The 18,784-nt window shown below is 62.8% G+C and carries 15 protein-coding genes and 1 tRNA gene; 2 read left to right on the top strand and 14 right to left on the bottom strand.

What is annotated here, in order from left to right; all coding sequences use genetic code 11:
* Window positions 1-69: 69 nt before the first annotated feature.
* The 5 genes from FSZ31_RS04720 to FSZ31_RS04700 form a co-directional block, all read right to left on the bottom strand.
* Window positions 70-1,554 (bottom strand): M56 family metallopeptidase, encoded by a 1,485-nt coding sequence (locus tag FSZ31_RS04720; protein WP_147121863.1) that lies wholly within the window; start codon window positions 1,552-1,554, stop codon window positions 70-72.
* A complete protein-coding gene (locus FSZ31_RS04715; RefSeq protein ID WP_147121862.1) occupies window positions 1,551-1,922 on the bottom strand; it encodes a BlaI/MecI/CopY family transcriptional regulator in 372 nt (123 codons plus the stop codon). Before FSZ31_RS04715 ends, FSZ31_RS04720 begins: the two co-directional genes overlap by 4 nt.
* Before the next feature lie 376 nt (window positions 1,923-2,298).
* Complete coding sequence (grxD, locus tag FSZ31_RS04710) at window positions 2,299-2,631, bottom strand: Grx4 family monothiol glutaredoxin (protein ID WP_147121861.1); 333 nt, start codon at window positions 2,629-2,631, stop codon at window positions 2,299-2,301.
* Window positions 2,628-2,873, bottom strand: coding sequence for a BolA/IbaG family iron-sulfur metabolism protein (locus FSZ31_RS04705; protein WP_147121860.1), 246 nt, complete (start codon window positions 2,871-2,873; stop codon window positions 2,628-2,630). Before FSZ31_RS04705 ends, grxD begins: the two co-directional genes overlap by 4 nt.
* 6 nt (window positions 2,874-2,879) lie before the next feature.
* A complete protein-coding gene (locus FSZ31_RS04700; RefSeq protein ID WP_147121859.1) occupies window positions 2,880-3,212 on the bottom strand; it encodes a DUF1476 domain-containing protein in 333 nt (110 codons plus the stop codon).
* Window positions 3,213-3,310: 98 nt separating this feature from the next.
* On the opposite strand from FSZ31_RS04700, the gene cysS reads away from it, so the two are divergent.
* Window positions 3,311-4,759 (top strand): cysteine--tRNA ligase, encoded by a 1,449-nt coding sequence (gene cysS, locus FSZ31_RS04695; RefSeq protein ID WP_147121858.1) that lies wholly within the window; start codon window positions 3,311-3,313, stop codon window positions 4,757-4,759.
* A gap of 3 nt (window positions 4,760-4,762) precedes the next feature.
* On the opposite strand, the gene putA is transcribed toward cysS, so the two are convergent.
* The 6 genes from putA to FSZ31_RS04665 are packed head-to-tail and all read right to left on the bottom strand — an operon-like array spanning window position 4,763 to window position 14,229.
* Window positions 4,763-7,882, bottom strand: coding sequence for a bifunctional proline dehydrogenase/L-glutamate gamma-semialdehyde dehydrogenase PutA (putA, locus tag FSZ31_RS04690; RefSeq protein WP_147121857.1), 3,120 nt, complete (start codon window positions 7,880-7,882; stop codon window positions 4,763-4,765).
* Between the two features lie 48 nt (window positions 7,883-7,930).
* The gene (locus tag FSZ31_RS04685; RefSeq protein ID WP_147121856.1) at window positions 7,931-9,529 is read right to left on the bottom strand and encodes an AMP-binding protein; all 1,599 of its coding nucleotides are present in this window, start codon (window positions 9,527-9,529) and stop codon (window positions 7,931-7,933) included.
* Window positions 9,526-9,927, bottom strand: a complete 402-nt coding sequence (locus FSZ31_RS04680) for a RidA family protein (RefSeq protein WP_147121855.1) — start codon at window positions 9,925-9,927, stop codon at window positions 9,526-9,528. The genes FSZ31_RS04685 and FSZ31_RS04680 overlap by 4 nt, the downstream gene beginning before the upstream one ends.
* Window positions 9,924-11,093: an acyl-CoA dehydrogenase family protein gene (locus tag FSZ31_RS04675; RefSeq protein WP_147121854.1), complete on the bottom strand. Its 1,170-nt coding sequence runs from the start codon at window positions 11,091-11,093 to the stop codon at window positions 9,924-9,926. Before FSZ31_RS04675 ends, FSZ31_RS04680 begins: the two co-directional genes overlap by 4 nt.
* Window positions 11,093-11,914 (bottom strand): enoyl-CoA hydratase family protein, encoded by an 822-nt coding sequence (locus tag FSZ31_RS04670; RefSeq protein WP_147121853.1) that lies wholly within the window; start codon window positions 11,912-11,914, stop codon window positions 11,093-11,095. Before FSZ31_RS04670 ends, FSZ31_RS04675 begins: the two co-directional genes overlap by 1 nt.
* Window positions 11,911-14,229, bottom strand: coding sequence for a bifunctional salicylyl-CoA 5-hydroxylase/oxidoreductase (locus tag FSZ31_RS04665; protein ID WP_147121852.1), 2,319 nt, complete (start codon window positions 14,227-14,229; stop codon window positions 11,911-11,913). The genes FSZ31_RS04670 and FSZ31_RS04665 overlap by 4 nt, the downstream gene beginning before the upstream one ends.
* 141 nt (window positions 14,230-14,370) lie before the next feature.
* Here FSZ31_RS04665 and FSZ31_RS04660 point away from each other — a divergent pair, with 141 nt between their 5' ends.
* Window positions 14,371-14,751, top strand: coding sequence for a Rap1a/Tai family immunity protein (locus tag FSZ31_RS04660; protein ID WP_147121851.1), 381 nt, complete (start codon window positions 14,371-14,373; stop codon window positions 14,749-14,751).
* A gap of 4 nt (window positions 14,752-14,755) precedes the next feature.
* Here the strand turns inward: FSZ31_RS04660 and FSZ31_RS04655 are convergent.
* The 3 genes from FSZ31_RS04655 to FSZ31_RS04645 form a co-directional block, all read right to left on the bottom strand.
* Window positions 14,756-14,840, bottom strand: a tRNA-Leu gene (locus tag FSZ31_RS04655).
* A gap of 161 nt (window positions 14,841-15,001) precedes the next feature.
* Window positions 15,002-16,447 (bottom strand): coniferyl aldehyde dehydrogenase, encoded by a 1,446-nt coding sequence (locus FSZ31_RS04650; RefSeq protein ID WP_236643660.1) that lies wholly within the window; start codon window positions 16,445-16,447, stop codon window positions 15,002-15,004.
* A 312-nt stretch (window positions 16,448-16,759) separates the two neighbouring features.
* Window positions 16,760-18,724 (bottom strand): acetyl/propionyl/methylcrotonyl-CoA carboxylase subunit alpha, encoded by a 1,965-nt coding sequence (locus FSZ31_RS04645; protein ID WP_147121850.1) that lies wholly within the window; start codon window positions 18,722-18,724, stop codon window positions 16,760-16,762.
* Window positions 18,725-18,784: the final 60 nt, after the last annotated feature.

The following is an 18,784-nucleotide window of genomic DNA, read 5'->3' as shown; positions in this document are numbered from 1 at the left end:
TTGCCAAGAGCAAACGAAAAGGGGCGACGCTGCGCGCCGCCCCGATCACGATTGGCTGAACCGCTTAAATCAGTCGGATTGCGCCTGCATCTTTGCGATCTGCGCCTCGAGCTCGGCGAGAACCTGCGCCTTTACCGAAGCGGGCATATCGCTGTCCTGCGAGATTTCAGCGCGGGCCTCGCGCAATCCATCAATGGCACTGGCGCGCGCAGTCCGCGCCATTTCGCGGTCACCGCACATGCGAATGATGATCTTTTCGCGATTACCGTTCTCGCTCGCACTAGTCTCGGTAATTACTGGATTGGTTACGTCACATTTGCCCTTCATCCGTGCGATATCGATTTCAGGGATCATGGCCCTGATTTCAGCCTCGCTCGGCACCGCCTCGCCGGGTCCGCCCCTGACGATCCGACGCTCGACCGTCCGCTTTCCGTCTTCTTTGAGGACGATCATGACATGGCGCTCACCCATATCGCCATCCTGCGCGGTCGGGGGTGCGGGCGGAGCGTTCGGTGGCGTTGGCACCGCAGAAGCCGTTGGTGCAGCCGGGGCCATCGGTGGTAACGGCGGCTGCGGGGGCTGAGGAATGGCGTCACTCTGTCCACCATCTTGAGCAGCAATTGCAGGAACGACGGTCGCCGTCGCGATCAGCCCCGTTGCAAGCAGGAGCCCGATTCCGAAAATTCCGGCGGCAGTCCGGGGGCGTGAAAAGGCGCGTGCATCTTTCAACATGATCAGTCTCTCCTTGAGATCTTTCTGAACTATCATTGGCGCAACCAGGCGCAGAGTGCGCGATCCCGGTCCAATCACTGCCTTGGCGAGTGTTGCGGCATAGAGCGCGCGGTCCTCGCCGTCGGCTTGTGCCGTCACCCGCGCATCGCAGCATTTTTCCTGGTCGAGCCGGAACGCACTCCACGACAGCCAGGCAAGCGGGTTGAACCAGTGGGCCGACAGGACGCATGCGGCGGCGATATTCGCCCACAGGTCGCCATGGCGATGATGCTCGGCTTCGTGGCGTAGGATATGGAGCTTTTCCGCCGCGCCGAACTGCGTTTCGAAATCGATCGGAACGACGATCAGCGGACGCGTAATCCCGATCGCGAGCGGTAAGGTGACTGCGGCCGTCCGAACGACGCGGAAACCCTCGAACCGCGGCGCTTTGATCGCCCCGGCGAGAAGCCGCCGGCGAAAGGCCCAATGCGCGAAGCCGATCGCGGTGAGACACACGATTGCCCCGCCCAGCCAGATCATAGGCAGCGCCGACACCAGCAGGTCCACCGTAGAGGGTTCGGCGATTACGCCCGACGAAGCAGTCGAGGCGGCAACGCCATTGAGCGAAGAAATCGGAATCGAAAGGCTCGCGACGCTCTCCTGCGGCGGACCCGTGAGCGCTGGCATGACACAACGGGCCGCAGGGATCATCCACAACAAATAGGCGATGCGCGGTCCAAACGTGCGCGCCACGGGACGCCGGATCAGCAGCACCAGCGCCATCATGACGCTCGTCGCGAGCAAAGTGTCGCTCAGCCACGCGATCGTGATCGGGCCGATCACGCGCGCAGTTCCTTCAGCAGCGCCTCGATCTCGGCAATGTCGTCTTCGCTCAGCGCATCACGTTTGGCGAGCTGCGCGACGAGCGGACTGACCCGGCCGGCGAACAGCCGATCGAGCAGACGCCGCGACTCGGCGACCGCATGATCGTTGCGCGCGATGAGCGGGCGATAGAGATAGCGACGCCCCTGCGTCTCGAACGCGACCGCGCCCTTGGCGACAAGCCGCGACAACAGCGTCTTGACGGTTTGCAGCGTCCAGTCGTTGTCCTTGGCGACGCGATCGGCGATTTCGACCGCCGTCAGCGGCGCCTTGTCCCAGAGCGGTTCGATGACCGCATATTCCGACTCGCTGATCCGTTCGATAGCCATAATGCCTCTTTCGCTTACGGCTACGTTTGTAATCCTATCCAACTACGCATGTAAACATAAATCTTGATCTCTCGGCGGAGCGCCGTCGTGTCGGGATCTTTGACACTCTTTCATCCCGTCAACCTCTGGGTAACCATCGTCTCCCGCCAAACGGCTGGATAGCACCTGTTCTGGCATGGAGCATGCAACGCCATAATCGTATCTGAGTGTTTCGCTCTAGAGTGACGGGTCGGACTGGTTTGGTCCCTGGTTCGACCCGTCCTCACCCGAAATTCCATATCCTCGCAGAACGACCAAAAACGCCGCCACCCTAAGGTGCCGACGCCAGCTTGGTTGTCGTAAATTCAGTTATGCGGCGCGCGTAGCCCAATCGAGGCTATTCGGCCTTCATCACGGCCTTGTCGGTCATCAACTGGGCGAGTTCGCCAGCTTCGAACATTTCCATCATGATATCCGATCCACCGACGAATTCGCCCTTTACGTAAAGCTGGGGAATCGTCGGCCAATCCGAATATTCCTTGATCGCCTGGCGGACTTCCATGTCCTGGAGAACATCGACGCTTTCATATCCAACGCCGAGATGATCGAGGATCGCGATGGCGCGGCTCGAAAATCCGCATTGGGGAAAGAGCGGTGAACCTTTCATGAAAAGCACGACATCGTGCTGGCCGACCAGGCTGTCGATGCGATCTTTGACGGGAGCGGTCATGATGATGTTCCTTCAGGTAATGCGGTCGTGAGTTGCAGCGCGTGGAGAGCCCCACCCATGCGGCCACCAAGTGCCTGATAGACCGCCTTGTGCTGGGCGACCCGGCTGGTTCCGCGAAAGCTTTCGGCGACGACGCGCGCTGCGTAATGGTCGCCGTCACCGGCAAGGTCGGTGATTTCCACCGTCGCGTCGGGAATGGCGGTCGCGATCATCGCTTGGATCTGTTCTGCGGTCATCGCCATGATCGCTCAGTCCTTGTCGACGCTATCGATAAACTGGCGGTGCGCCTCGACCGATTTTGCCTCAAGCGCGGCGCGAACGCCAGCGTCATCTATATCGCACTTGGCTGACATCATGTCGCCCAGAACCTTGCGAATGACGTCCTCGTCACCCGCTTCCTCGAAATCGGCCGCGATGACTTCCTTGGCATAAGCCTCGGTCTCTTCAGGCGTGAGTCCCATCTTTTCCGCCGCCCATTCGCCGAGCAGGCGATTGCGCCGCGCGGTTACGCGAAATAGCGCTTCGGCCTCGTGCGCGAATTTTGCCTCGAAGGCTTTTTCCCGGTCATTGAAATCTGTCATCGCGTCGCACCCCTCTGATTACTCATATGAGATAGGCAGGCCAGTGGTCTTTCGCAAGCGGTTGACGCCTTGCCCGTTTGGCGCGACAGACCGCGACGATGACTCCCGACACCCCATTGCGGCTGTTCGACAGCCTGACCCGCTCGCTGGTCGATTTCACGCCGGTGCATCCCGGCGAGGCACGCGTCTATTCGTGTGGTCCGACGGTCTATAATTACCCGCATATCGGCAATATGCGCGCCTATGTCTTTGCCGACACTTTGGGACGCACGTTGACGTGGCGCGGCTACAAGCTGACGCACATCATCAATATCACCGATGTTGGTCATTTGACCGACGATGCCGATGCGGGCGAGGACAAACTCGAAAAGGCCGCCGCGCAAAGCGCCCAATCGATCTGGGACATCGCGCGACACTATACCGAGGCCTACTGGCGCGATGTTCGCCGGCTCAATATCCGCCAGCCGGCGCACTGGACGATTGCGACCGAGCATATCGAGCCGATGATCGCATTCGCCAAGAGCATCGCCGACAAACATTGCTACCAGCTCGGCAGCGGCCTGTATTTCGACGTCACGACGGTGCCCGATTACGGACGTCTGGCGCGGGCGAAAACCGACGATGGCGAAAGCCGCATCGATCCCGTCGGCGGCAAGCGCAATCCGCAGGATTTCGCGATCTGGCGAACCACGCCAGCAGGCGAAACACGGCAGATGGAATGGGATTCCCCATGGGGTCGCGGCGCGCCCGGTTGGCATCTCGAATGCTCGGTCATGGCGATGCAGTATCTTGGCCGACAGTTCGACATCCATACCGGCGGTATCGATCATCGCGAGATCCATCATCCAAACGAGATCGCCCAGAACCAGGCGATCACCTGCTCATCGGCGACGGGCGCCAATATCTGGATGCACAACAACTTTCTTGTTGAGCGCGCGGGCAAGATGTCGAAATCGTCGGGCGAGTTCCTGACGCTGCAACGGTTGGTCGATCGCGGCTATCATCCGATCGTGTATCGGATGATGTGCCTGCAGGCGCATTACCGAAGCGAACTCGAATTCAGCTTCGACAATCTCGAGGCAGCCTCGACCCGGCTCAAGCGGCTGGTAATGACGATCGAGCGGCTGCGCGAGGCGGGTCCACCGATCCTCCCGAGCGATCCCCACCCGCATATCGCCAAGGCGCTCGCTGCCTTCGATCGCGCGATGTGCGACGATCTCAATACACCGCTGGCGCTCACCGCGCTCGAGGACATCGTCGGCAACAAGCAGCTGGAGCCAGGCGAACGGCTGGGCGCGGTCGAGCGCATGGATGCAGTGCTGGGCCTCGAGCTACTCGACCTCGAACGCACCGACCTGCGCGTGCGCCCAAAGGATTCGGACCTGTCCGAAGCGGACATCGCGATCCTGATGGCCGAACGCAAAACGGCGCGCGACGAAAAGGATTTTGCCCGGTCGGACGCAATCCGCGACGATCTTGCGGCGCGCGGAGTCATGCTGATGGACGGCGATCCGCTCGGCTGGGACTGGGTCGCGCGCCGGGGCTAAGGCCTAAATCCCTTCGCTGCCTGCCATCAACGCGGTGTTGCCGCCCGCTGCGGTAATATCGGTCGAGATCGTCTTTTCCTCGGCGAAGCGCAGCAGATATTGCGGACCGCCCGCCTTTGGTCCGGTGCCCGACAATCCGCGGCCACCAAACGGTTGCGAACCGACGATTGCCCCAATCTGGTTGCGGTTGACGTAAACGTTGCCGACCTGCGCGCGCGCCGCAACATGCGCCGCGAACGCATCGATCCGGCTGTGAATGCCAAGCGTGAGGCCGTAACCGGTGGCGTTGATTGCATCGATCACGCGATCGAGATGCTTGGCTTTCCAGCGAACGATGTGGAGCACCGGGCCGAACACCTCACGCTCCATTTCGGCAATGTCATCTAGGCGGATAATCGTCGGCATGATGTAGCTGCCGTTGTCGGCGATCGTCCCGGTTCGGACCGCTTGAAGAACAATCCGCCCCTTGGCGGCAAAGGTATCGATGTGATGCTGGATGCTCGCCTGCGCCTCGCCATCGATGATCGGCCCGACGTCGGTCGCGAGTTCGGACGGATCACCGATGGTAAGTTCAGCCGCCGCGCCGGCAATCATTTCGAGCATGTGATCGGCAACGTCGTCCTGAAGATAGACAACGCGCAGCGCCGAACAGCGCTGACCCGCCGACTGGAACGCCGACGATACAACGTCGCGCGCAACCTGTTCGGGCAAGGCGGTCGAATCGACGATCATCGCGTTCATCCCGCCGGTCTCTGCGATCAGCGTCGCAATTGGCGCGTTGCGCGAGGCGAGCTTGCGGTTGATCAGGTGCGCAACCTCGGTTGATCCGGTGAATACGACACCGGCGATCTCGGCATGGCCGGTCAGCGCCGCACCGACGACTTCGCCACGCCCGGGGAGGAAATGGAGCACGTCGCCGGGCACGCCGGCAGCAAGCAGAGCACGCACCGCCTCGTGCGCAATGACCGGGGTTTGTTCGGCCGGCTTGGCGAGCACGGCATTACCCGCCGCCAACGCGGCACCGACCTGTCCGAGGAAGATCGCCAACGGGAAATTCCACGGGCTGATGCATGTGAACAGGCCGCGCCCCTCAAGGATCAGTTCGTTGCGCTCACCGGTCGGCCCGGGCAGAAGGACTGCGTGTTCGAAATGCTCGCGCGCTCCTGCGGCGTAATAGCGCAGGAAATCGACTGCTTCTCGCAGTTCGGCGATCGCATCAGCCAACGTCTTGCCCGCTTCGTCCATCGCCAGCGCGAGGAACTTGGGAGTGTCCGCTTCGAGCAGGTCGGCGGCCTTTTCGAGCCGTGTCGCACGAAAATCGCCGCCGGCTAGGCTCCATTCGCGCTGCGCGGCAAGCGAAAGCGCAATCGCATCGTCAATTTCGCTCAGGCTCGCCTCGACGCACTGGCCAATCGGATCACCGGTTGCCGGATTGATCACCGCCAAGGCGCTGTCGCCTTGCCCTTCACGTCCGCCGATGATCGGCCCGACATGCCAGTCGTTACGCCGATGCTTCGCCATGTCGGCCATCAGTGCTTCGGCCTGTCCGGGTTCGCCGAGGTCATAGCCCTGGCTGTTGCGCCGTTGCGGCAGGAACAATTCGGCCCCGGTCGCGATGCGCGGTGCGGCGACATCGACCTGCTCCCGCGCGTCGACTGACAGATCCTCGATCGTAACGTCAGGATCACTGAACTGGTGGACGAACGAGCTGTTCGCGCCATTCTCGAGCAGGCGGCGAACGAGATAGGCGAGCAAGTCCTTGTGCGTGCCCACGGGAGCGTAGACGCGTACCGGGCGCGGCGGCGGCGCGATGTCGCGCATCGCATCGTGCGCGCCTTCGCCCATGCCGTGGAGGCGCTGCAATTCATAGCCACGCTCGCCGGCAAACAACTTGGCCACAAAGGCGATCGTCATCGCATTGTGCGTCGCAAAGGCGGGGTAAATGTGGTCGGTCATCCCGCGCAGCAACAGGGCGCAGCGCAAATAGCATAGGTCGGTATGCGGCTTGGCGGTCCAGACGGGAAAATAATCGGTGCCCGCGACCTGCGAACGCTTGATCTCGGTATCCCAATAGGCGCCTTTGACGAGCCGCAGGGCGAGATGCACGTCGTGTTTCTGGGCGAGCGCATAAACCAACTTCACCAGTTCGGGCGCGCGCTTCGAATAGGCCTGGACGACAAGCCCGAGTCCGCTCCAGCCATCGGCCACGCCCGCTTCGACGAGGCCGGTAACAATATCGAGATGCGGTTCGAGCCGGTCCGATTCCTCGGCGTCGAGCGTCATCGGGATGTTTGCCGCCCTTGCCTGCAAAGCCAGCTCGACGACACGCGGTAAAAGCTCTTCGCGCACGCGGTCCATCTGGAGATATTCGAAGCGCGGATGGAGCGCGGAAAGCTTGACCGAAATGCCGTGGTTGGCGTGCGGGTCGCCCGCCTTCGCAGTGCGACCGATGCGCGCAATCGCGGCTTCGTAGGAGCGGAAATAGCGCGCTGCGTCGCTCGCAGTGCGTGCTGCTTCGCCGAGCATGTCGAACGAACACAGTTCGCCCTTTGCTACTTTCGCCGCGCGCTTGACGGCGCCGTCGATCGTCTCGCCCATGACGAACTGCTTTCCGAGCAGTTTCATCGCGGCCAGCGCCGCCTGGCGGATGACCGGTTCGCCCGACTTGCGGATCATCCGTTTGAGGATCGTCGCCGGATTGTCGCTGCTCCCGAAGGCGTCGAGTAGCAGGGTCGTGCTGCCAAGCGATAGGCCATAGGCCGAGAGGTCGACCAATCGCGAACCGCTGTCGCCGTTTTGGGATACCCAGTTTCGTCCGGTGATCTTGTCGCGGATCAGCGCATCAGCGGTCCCGGCATCGGGCACGCGCAGCAGCGCCTCTGCGAGGCACATCAGGACCACGCCCTCTTCGGTCGACAGGCGATACCGGTTCATGAAGGCGTCGATCAGCGTCTCGCTGTCGTCGGCCTTGGCATGCGCGACGAGCTTGCGACCCAGCGCCTTCACTTCGGCGACCGCTGGCGCGCCTTCGGCCATCTCGTCGACAAATTGTTGGATCAACGTGGCTTCGTCGGCGCGCAAGGCGGAGCGTAGGGCGGAGCGAGATTCGGGGGATAATGTCATGGTTGCGCCGCTAGACCAAAGCACCGCCCGCGGCCAGCATGGTTTTGCCTAGCCGGCAACGCGGAGGCTGAAGCGTTGGAGCTTGCCCGTCGCGGTCTTGGGCAGGGCATCGACAAAGACGATCGCGCGCGGATATTTGTAGGGCGCGACCGCCGCCTTCACATGATGCTGGAGTTTGACGACGAGATCATCGCTTTCTTCATGGCCCTTGGCGAGCACCACGAACGCCTTGACGATCTGACCACGTTCGTCGTCGGGTGCGCCGATGACCGCACACTCCAGAACGGCGGGATGGGCATAAAGCGCCCCTTCGACTTCGGGCGCGGCAATGTTGTAGCCAGACGAAACGATCATGTCGTCCGACCGCGCGACAAACCAGAAATATCCGGTGGCATCGAGCCGGTAGGTGTCGCCGGTCACGTTCCAGCCGTTATCGACATAGTCCGATTGGCGCTCGTCGTCGAAATAGCGACAGCCGGTCGGCCCCTTGACCGCCAGCCGCCCGACTCCGCTATCGAGCGGTTCGCCTGCGTCATCGAGGACCGTCGCGACATAGCCCGGCACAACCTTTCCCGTCGCACCGGGGCGAATGTCATCGCCGGCGGCCGAGATGAAAATATGCATCATCTCGGTCGCGCCGATGCCGTCGACAATGCCGAGCCCGGTCGCCTCGCGCCATGCCTGCCACGTTGCGGCGGGAAGGTGTTCGCCGGCCGAGACGCAGGCCCTGAGCGATGAAAGGTCATGCCCATCGATCAGCGGGATAAGCGCTTTGTATGCGGTCGGCGCGGTCCCGAGAACGGTGACGCGGTGCCGCTCGATCGCTTCGATCAGCGCTACCGGTCCGGGCGTCTCTATCGTCACAGCGGCGCCGCCGAAGCGCCACGGAAATATCAGTTCCATGCCAAGGCCGAATGTGAAGGCCAGCGGCGCCGAGCACGCCCAGCGATCGCTAGAGCTTGGGGTGAGCAGATATCGCGCGAAACTGTCAGCGCAGGCGAGGACGTCGCGGTGGAATTGGACGCATGCCTTGGGCTTGCCGGTGGTTCCGGACGTGAAGGCAAGCAGCGCGACATCGTCGCGGCACGTGTCGCATGATACGAAATCGGGTAAGAGGTTCGCGGTCAGCCGCTCCATCTCGCCTGTCCCGGCATCACCGTCGTAGCTCAAGGTTCTCGGCGCGCTCCGCGAAAGCTTGCAGCCTTCGTCGAAATCCTGGGAGAAGCGTGCGTCGACGATAGCGTGGCTGATCTTTGCACAATCGAGGATCGTCGCGATCTCCTTGCCGCGCAGCATCGGCATGGTCGCAACCACGATCCCGCCCGCCTTTATGACGCCCAGCCAGGCGGCGAACATCGTTGCCGTATTGGGCCCGCGCAAGAGCACGCGATTGCCGGGAATCAGGGCCTCGCGCTCGACCAGCAACCGCGCGATGCGGTTCGACCAGTCGGACATCTCGCCATAGGTCCATCCGCCGCAATCATTGACCAGAGCGAGATCGTCGCGCGGCGCGCGATCGATCAGCTCGACCGCGCAATTGAAACGCTCGGGGTACCGGAGCTCGGGACGGACGAAGAGGAACTCAGGCTGGTCCTGCGGCGGCGGCAGGCCGTCGGCGATGAAACGGTCGATCAGGCCCGACTTCATGCGGGCACCACCGCCGTCGTTTCGATTTCCACCTTTGCGCCGTGTTCGACCAAGGCGGCGACCGCGACGACCGCCATCGCCGGATAGTGCTTGCCGATGATGTCGCGCCACGCCGCTCCGATCTCGGCCAGGCTTGCGACATAGGCATCGCGATCGGTGACGTAGCAGGTTATCCGCACGATATGTTCGGGAGCAGCGCCCCCTTCTGCCAAGATCGCGACGGTGTTGCGCAGCACCTGCGCGAATTGACCGGCGAGATCATCGCTGACGATGCGTTCGTGCGCGTCCCAGCCGATGACACCTGCGGTGTAGATTGTTCGCCCGCTCGCGGCGATGCCGTTGGCATAGCCCTTGGGTCGCGGCCAGCCGGGCGGCAGCAAGGTTTCATGCACCGTCATGCAGCGAATCCCTTGAGATGTTCGCGCGCGATCACCTGACGCTGGACCTCACTGGCGCCCTCGTAGATGCGCAGCGCGCGGATCTCGCGGTAGAGGCTTTCAACCGCGACGCCGTGCGTCACCCCGAGACCGCCGAACAGCTGGACCGCCTTGTCGATCACCCGCTGCGCCCCGTCGGTTGCATGGAGCTTGGCGAGCGCGGCCTCGCGCGTGTTGCGCACGCCTTTCACGTCGCGCAGCCAGCCCGCGCGATAGATCAGCAATGCTGCGGTATCGATATCGAGCACCATGTCGGCAAGGTTCGCCTGCGTCACCGCATTGTCGGCGAGCACGCCCGCACCAAGTCTGCGGTCGAGCGCACGCGCCGTCGCTTCATCGAGCGCGCGCCGGGCGAATCCTAAAGCCGCGGCACCGACGGTCGTACGGAAGATATCGAGCGTCGCCATGGCCTGGGCAAAGCCGCGGCCCGGCTCACCGAGCAAGCTGTCTGTGGGCACTTTCATGTCGGTGAACTCGAGCGTCGCGAGCGGATGCGGCGCGATGACGCGAATCCGTTCGGTAACTGCCAGTCCGGTGCTGTCGGCATCGACAATGAAAGCGCTGATCCCTTTCGCGCCCGGGGCTTCGCCGGTGCGCGCAAAAAGGATGTAGTAATCGGCAATCCCGCCGTTCGAGATGTACGTCTTGGCGCCGTTAATCGTGAAACCGTCGCCCTGCGCCGTTGCAGTCGTTTCCATCGCCGCGACGTCGGAGCCTGAGCGCGGCTCGGTTAGTGCGAAAGCTGCTATCCTATCGCCGCGCGCGACGGCCGGGAGATAGGTCGCCTTTTGCTTCGCGCTGCCGAACAGCGAGATCGTCCCCGAACCCAGCCCCTGCATCGCAAAGGCAAAGTCGGCGAGCCCGTCGTGGCGCGCCAGCGTCTCGCGGATGATGCTGAGCGAGCGGACGTCGATTGCCTCGTGCACGCCGCCATGGCTGGCCGGCACACAATAGCGCAGCCAGCCGCCGGCACCGAGCTTGCGAACCAAATCGCGGCATGCGCCATCGACATCGTTTTCGTCGTGACCGCCGGCCAGTTCGGTCTTGCACCACGCATCGAGGTCATCGGCGAGCGCGCGATGATGATCGGCAAAGAAAGGCCAGTCGAGGAAGCTACGGTCGGCCATCAATTGCCTTCGAACACCGGTTTACGCTTGGCGGCGAAAGCCTCGTAAGCGCGGGTAAAGTCCTTGGTCGCCATGCAGATAGCCTGCGCCTGCGCCTCCATCTCGATCGCGGTTTCGATCGATACCGACCATTCCTGTTCGAGCTGGCGCTTGGTCATCGCGTGCGCGAAATTGGGGCCGTCGGCGAGCGTGCGCGCCAGTGTTTGCGCCTCGTCGAGCAGCGCATCGCCAGCAACGAGCCGGTTGTGGAACCCCCAGGCGACGCCTTCCTCGGAGCTCATCGAGCGGCCGGTGTAGAGCAATTCGGCAGCGCGTCCCTGCCCGATAATCCGCGGCAGGATCGCGCAGGCGCCCATGTCGGCGCCCGCCAGACCGACGCGGGTAAAGAGGAAGGCGGTCTTCGCTTCGGCTGTCGCCAGCCGCAAGTCCGATGCCATCGCCATGATCGCGCCCGCGCCCGCGCAAATTCCGTCGATCGCCGCAACGATCGGTTGCGGGCAGGCGCGCATCGCCTTGACCAGATCACCCGTCATGCGCGTGAAATCGATCAGCTCGGGCATCGCCATCTTGGTCAGCGGCGCGATAATCTCGTGAACGTCGCCGCCCGAGCAGAAATTGCCCCCCGCCCCTATGATGACGACCGCTTTGACGTGGCGCGCATAGACAAGGGCGCGGAACAAGTCGCGCAATTCGGCATAGCTGGCGAAGGTCAGCGGATTCTTTTTCTCGGGCCGGTCGAGCGTGATCGTCGCGACGCGATCGGCGAAGGCCCAGCCGAAATGATCGGGCGCGAATGTTTTGGGATCGAACGTGCTGGTCATGCCTTGAGCGCTGCCTCCATCTCCGCCGCGCGCTTGAGGTTGCGCGTCAATTGTTGCTGCCCGCCGAGATAGGGTTTGGGAACAGCGACACTGCGATAGTCGGCAGCGGCGGCGGCATGCAACGTCCAATAAGGTTCGACGAGGTGTGGACGGGCCATGGCGACGAGATCGGCGCGGCCGGCGGCGAGGATCGAATTGACATGGTCGGTCTCGTAAATGTTGCCGACAGCCATCGTCCGCACGGCACCTTCGTTGCGGATGCGGTCGGAAAACGGCGTCTGGAACATGCGGCCATAGACGGGGTTGCCCTTCGCCCAGGTCTGTCCCGCCGACACGTCGATCAGATCGGCCCCGGCGCGCGCGAATGCCTCGCCGATCAAGACTGCCTCGTCGGGCGTGACGCCGTCGTCGTCCATCCAGTCGTTGGCGCTGATCCTGACCGACATCGGTCGATCTATCGGCCAGACATCGCGCATCGCCGCAAACACCTCGAGCGGGAAGCGCAATCGGTTTTCGAGGCTGCCGCCATATTCGTCGCTGCGCCTGTTCATCAGCGGGGTGATGAAGCTCGACAGGAGATAGCCGTGCGCGGCGTGCAGTTCGATCATGTCGAACCCGGCATCGATCGCTCGGCGCGTCGCGGCGACGAATGCGTCCTTCACCCGATCCATGTCGGCGCGCGTCATTGGAGTAGGCGTCTGATTATGCTCTGACCAGGCGACGTCCGACGCCGCCATCACCGGCCAGTTGCCCGTGTCGAGCGGGACGTCATAGCCTTCCCAGCCGACCTTGGTCGAACCCTTGGGTCCCGAATGGCCGATCTGGAGACAGAATTTCGCATCGCTGTTGGCGTGGACGAAATCGACGATGCGGCGCCACGCCGATGCCTGTTTGTCGCTCCAGATCCCGGCGCAGCCCGGGGTAATCCGCCCTTCGGGCGACACGCAGGTCATCTCGGTAAAGACCAGCCCCGCCCCGCCCTGCGCCCGCGCACCATAGTGGACGAGGTGGAAATCGTCAGGCAGCCCGTCGCTGGCCGAATAGGTCGCCATCGGCGAAACGACGACACGGTTGGCGAGCGCTATTTCGCGCAGCTTGAACGGCGCGAACATCGGCCAAACGGCTTTGTCGGCAGGCGTGCCCCCGGCCTGACCGAGGAACCAGCGCTCGACCCCGTCGAGCCACGCCGGATCGCGCAGGCGCAGGTTTTCGTGGCTTACCCGCTGTGACCGGGTCAGCAGCGAATAGGCGAACTGGATCGGCGCGAAGCCGGCATAGCGTTCGATATTCTCGAACCACTCGGTCGAATTGCGCGCCGCATTTTGCAGCTTGAGCACTTCGAGGTGTCGCTCTTCGCGATATTCGATCAGCGCATCGCCCAGCGCAAGGCCCGGGCGGTTGAGCACTTCGGCAAGCTTGATCGCGTCTTCGAGCGCGAGCTTGGTGCCCGACCCGACCGAAAAATGCGCGGTGTGCGCCGCGTCGCCGATCAGGATGAGCTTGTCGTGATGCCACGCGTCGCAAATGATCCGGGGAAAGCGCCGCCATGCCTCCGACCCAGCGAGATGCGCGGCGTTGGTCATCAGCGCGTTGCCGTCGAGATATCGCGCGAAGATCGCTTCGCATCTGGCGATGCTTTCGGCCTGGCTCATGTCCTCGAAGCCGAGTGCAGCGAAGGTTTCTGGCGCCATTTCGACGATGAAGGTCGAAAGTCCCTCGCCCTCCTTGGCTTCATCGAAGCGATAAGCGTGCGCCCAGACCCAGCCTTCGGGCAATTGCTCGAATGCGAAGGTGAAGGCGTCGAACAGCTTGTGCGTACCGAGCCAGATGAAGCGGTTGCGGCGCCAGTCGATATCGACGCCGAAATGCGGCTCATAGCCGGTCCGCAGGCGACTGTTGGCGCCGTCGGCGGCGATGACGAGGTCATAGTCACCAAAGGCGGCGAGATCGTCGCTCGCCTCCTGTTCGAAGTGGAGTTTGACGCCGAGTTCGGATGCGCGGCGTTGCAATATCTCGAGCAGGCGCTTGCGGTCGATGCCGATGAAACCGTGGCCGGTCGAGGTGATCGTCTCGCCGCCGAAATGGACGTCGATGTCGTCCCAATGGGCGAACTCGTCGGCGATCGTCTGACCCGAAACGGAATCGTTGGCCATCAGGTTCTCAACCGTCTGGTCGGAGAAGACGACGCCCCAGCCGAAGGTCGAATCGGCGGCATTGCGTTCAAACAGGTCGATGTCGTGCGCGGCATCGCGCAACTTCATCGAAATCGCGAAATAGAGACCGGCCGGACCGCCGCCGATGATTGCGATGCGCATGGTCTGACTCGTTGCTCCCCTTGCCAACGGGATAGGACAGCGCCGAGCCGCGGGCAAGGCGCTGCGGTCGGGGTCTATTGTGCTTGCCCGCGGTCGATCGGCGACATATTCTGATTAATGAACGGGCAAAGGGGACAGATCATGAAAGCGATCATCACGGGTTTGACGGCAGCTGCGCTGACGGCGGGGGCGATGCCCGCGGCGGGGGCGCAGGATGTCAAAGCGAGCGGCATCTTCAAGGACACCGACCAGATTTATGATTTGTGCGTGGCCAAGGATGCCGCGTCGGTGAAGCTATGCGAAACCTATCTGATGGGCGTGTACGACGGGATCATCTATTTCGAGGATCTCGACCAGATCGACGATGCGGTCTGTGTCCCATCGGGCTCCAAACCGCAGATACTGCGAGACGCGTTCGTCGCCTATGTCGATGCCAAGCCCGAGCGGCGCAAATACAGCGCGGTGAGCATTGCCTACAACGCGTTTTACACCGCGTCGTTCAACGCCTGCAAAGACGGATAGCGCCTGGTACCTCTGGCCGGAGTCGAACCGGCACTCCTTTCGGAACTCGATTTTGAGTCGAGCGCGTCTACCAATTCCGCCACAGAGGCAGATACCAGAGCGGCGCTGCCTCTAGCCGAGCAAAGACGGCGCTGCAATGGCTCCGATGCTCATACCCAACATCCTGCCCACCCTAGGCCTGTCGAAGGGTCGGCGTGCGCCGGGGCTTCGACAAGCTCAGCCTGAGCGGAGTGGAGACGGCGACCAAAGGTCACTTCTTGAAATCGCGCGCGATCGTCTTGGCGGTGGTCTTGCCATAGGGCGGCTTCATGCCCGCGAGCTTGGCAATGTCGAGCTTCGGCTGGCGATAGATCGACTTGGCGTGGCTGACCGCGCGGAAGCCCTCGATGCCGTGATAGCTACCGATCCCGGACGGGCCGACGCCGCCGAACGGCAGGTCTTCCATGGCGACGTGGAAGATGACGTCGTTGACCGTCACGCCGCCCGAGATCGTGGTGTCGAGCACGCGGCGTTCCTCGTCGCTGTCCGACCCGAAATAATAGAGGCCGAGCGGGCGGTCGTGCGCGTTTACGTAATCGACCGCGTCGGCAGTGCCGCTCGTCGCCTTGATCGGCAGCAGCGGGCCGAAAATCTCTTCCTGCATGACGGTCATCTCGTCGCGGACGTTGCGGATGATGTGGAGCGGCATCTTGCGCTTGTTCGAACTGGCAAAATCCTCGTTCGCCGGATTGACGACGATGACCTCTGCGCCCTTGGCGCGCGCATCGTCGACATGGCCCTGCAGCCGGTCATAGTGACGATCGTTGACCACCGAGCTGTAGTCGTCGTTGTCGAGCAGGGTCGGATAGAGCGCGCTCGCCGACGCCTTGATCTGATCGACCAGTTCGCCCTCTTTCGCCGCCGAGACGAGGAGGTAATCGGGCGCAAGGCAGATCTGGCCAGCGTTCATCATCTTGCCGAGGACGACGCGTTCGGCGGTTTGCGCGATGTTTGCGCTGTCGGAGACGATGACGGGCGACTTACCGCCGAGTTCGAGCGTGACGGGGACGAGGTTCTTCGCCGCCGCCGCCATGACGTGACGGCCGACATTGGTCGATCCGGTATAGATCAGGTGATCGAAGGCTAGTTCGGAAAATGCCTTGCCGACATCGGGTCCGCCGGTGACGACGGCAAGCTCGGTCGGGTCGAAATAGTCGGGCACGAGCTTCGCGATCAGGTCGCTGGTGACGGGGGTGAACTCGCTGGGCTTGAGCATCGCGCGGTTGCCCGCGGCGAAGACACCGGCGAGCGGCGAAAAGGCGAGGACGATCGGGAAATTCCACGGCGCGATGATGCCCACAACGCCCTTGGGCTGGTATTCGACCGTCGCCCTGGCGCCGAGCAGGCCGAGCGGGAACTGGACCGGGCGGCGTTCGGATTTCATCCACGTCTTGGCATGCTTGCGCGCATGCTTGAGCGCATTGATCGCCGCGTTGACGTCGGTCAGCATCGATTGTTCGCGGCTGCGGTGGCCGAAGTCCTCGCTCATCGCATCGCACAGCGCCGCGCCATGATCGACGAGCAGCGCGACGGCGCGCGTCAGCCGGTCGTGGCGGACGTCGAGGCTGACGGGCAGGTCGGCCATGAACGCGGCGCGCTGGCGGTCGAGCAGACCCTGCATCGAATCAGCGGAAATCTTCGGATCGGCATCGGCCATCAAAGCGGCTCCCAAGCTGAAAAGTTCACGGGTTCACACCGTCCAGGGACGGGTTCACGGGTGTGACCTTCTGTGTGACATTCGCGACGGGCCTGCCCCGCGCAATAAGTCGATCAGTGATCACTGTAGCAGACCCACGATAATGTAGGAAAGCGGGGAGTTTGCGGGCTCCGTCATTGCGAGGCGCCGAAGGCGACGCGGCAATCTCCGCGAAACTGAACCCACGCCGTCAAGACCAACCTTGCGTGTCGGGCCACGTCATCCTCGTGATAGATTGCCGCGCGGCTGCGCCGCTCGCAATGACGATGTTGGCTATTCCCCCGCCGCCTCGATCTGGACGAGCAGCGTGCCTTCGCTGACCTGCCCGCCGGGCCTGGCGTTGAGTTCGGCAACGGTGCCGTCGAATGGCGCGACGAGGCTGTGCTCCATCTTCATCGCCTCCAAGGTGACGAGCCGGTCGCCCTTGGTCACCTTTTGCCCCTCGGCGACCTCGACCGCGATGATCTTGCCGGGCATCGGCGAGACGATCGCGCCGTCGGAGGCTGCACCGGCGCCCGAACCGCGTGTCATCCCAAATATGAATTCATGAGCATGTCCGTTTTCGAACACTCGTATCGGGCCATTCTCTACGCCATGAGTGGACGGTAATCCGTCTACGACTTCGAATTCGCTACGACCGTCAATGGTGAGATCCCACTTCCAATTGTCGGTCCGGTTATTGGGCTGTGCAGAAGCACTGATTGCATTCCCATCGGCAGCGATTTTGAAGCGAGCAGGTTCAGTGGACCGGTTTAACCGGAACCCGAACAGACCGGTCGGGGAAATCGCAATATCGCCTTCGAACTCGGCATCGGTAAATTCTTCTAAACGCCAGCTCATTGCTGCCAATATTGCAGCGTCCGACAACGATTTATCGGTAAGGCTATCGCCTGTGCGCCCGATCAGGCCTGTATCTAATTTTGCAGACCGAAATTCTTTCATTTCAAGCAGCGCGTGCAAAAAACCGGCGTTGGTCTTGACCGGCCAGACTTCGGTTCCCTCGATCAGGTCGGCCAGCGCGTCGATCGCTTCGTCGCGCGTCTCGCCATGCGCTATCAGCTTGGCGATCATCGGGTCGTAGTGTGGCGAAATCTCGTCGCCTTCCTCGACCCCTGTCTCGACGCGGATGTCGCCGTCGCCGGCGGCCTCGAAATGCTCGAGACGCCCCGTGCTCGGCAGGAAACCGGTCGCCGGGTCCTCGGCATAGAGCCGCGCCTCGATCGCCCAGCCGTCGATGCTAAGCTCGTCCTGGCGCTTGGGCAGCGTCTCGCCGCTGGCGACGCGCAGCTGCCATTCGACGAGGTCCTGGCCGGTGATTTCCTCGGTAACGGGATGCTCGACCTGGAGCCGGGTGTTCATTTCCATGAACCAGATTCGGTCGGCGCGCAGGCCTTCGGACCCGTCGGCGATGAATTCGATCGTGCCGGCGCCTTCGTAGTTCACCGCCTGTGCGGCGCGGACCGCAGCGCCGCAGACGGCTTCGCGCGTTTCGGCGTCCATGCCCGGCGCGGGGGCTTCCTCGATGACCTTCTGGTGGCGCCGCTGGAGCGAGCAGTCGCGTTCGAACAGATGGACGACGTTGCCGTGGCTGTCGCCGAACACCTGCACCTCGATATGGCGCGGGCTTTCGATCCATTTCTCGATGAGGACGATGTCGTTGCCGAACGCCGCCTTGGCCTCGCGCTGCGCCGAGGCGAGGGAGTCGGCGAAACCGGCGGCGTCATCGACCTTGCGCATCCCCTTGCCGCCGCCGCCGGCGACCGCCTTGATAAGGACGGGATAGCCAATTTTTTCGGCTTCCTTGGCGAGGTGATCGGGATCCTGATTGTCGCCGATATAGCCGGGCGTGGTCGGCACGCCTGCGGCTTCCATCAGTTTCTTGGCGGCGTCCTTGAGGCCCATCGCGCGGATCGAGTCGGGCTTGGGGCCGACCCAGATCAGGCCTGCGTCGATCACGCTTTGCGCAAAGTCGGCGTTTTCCGAGAGGAAGCCGTAGCCGGGGTGGATCGCCTCTGCGCCCGTTTCCCTGGCCGCAGCGATAATCTTTGCGCCGACAAGATAGCTCTCGTTCGCCGGGCTCGGGCCGATATGGACCGCCTCGTCGGCCGAGCGCACGTGGAGCGCCTTTGCATCGGCGTCGGAATAGACCGCAATGGTGCGGATACCCATGCGCCGCGCGGTGCGGATGATACGACAGGCGATCTCGCCGCGATTGGCGATAAGGAGCGACTGGATCATAGCGACCGAGCGCCTGCGCTGGACTGTGGCGTGTTCATGCGCCCTTCCCTAGCGGGCGGC

It is taken from the genome of Flavisphingopyxis soli (assembly GCF_007995095.1).
In the GTDB taxonomy this organism is placed as follows: domain Bacteria; phylum Pseudomonadota; class Alphaproteobacteria; order Sphingomonadales; family Sphingomonadaceae; genus Flavisphingopyxis; species Flavisphingopyxis soli.
The sequence above is the reverse complement of the archived record's forward strand: the minus strand, read 5'-3'. Positions and strand labels throughout refer to the sequence as shown.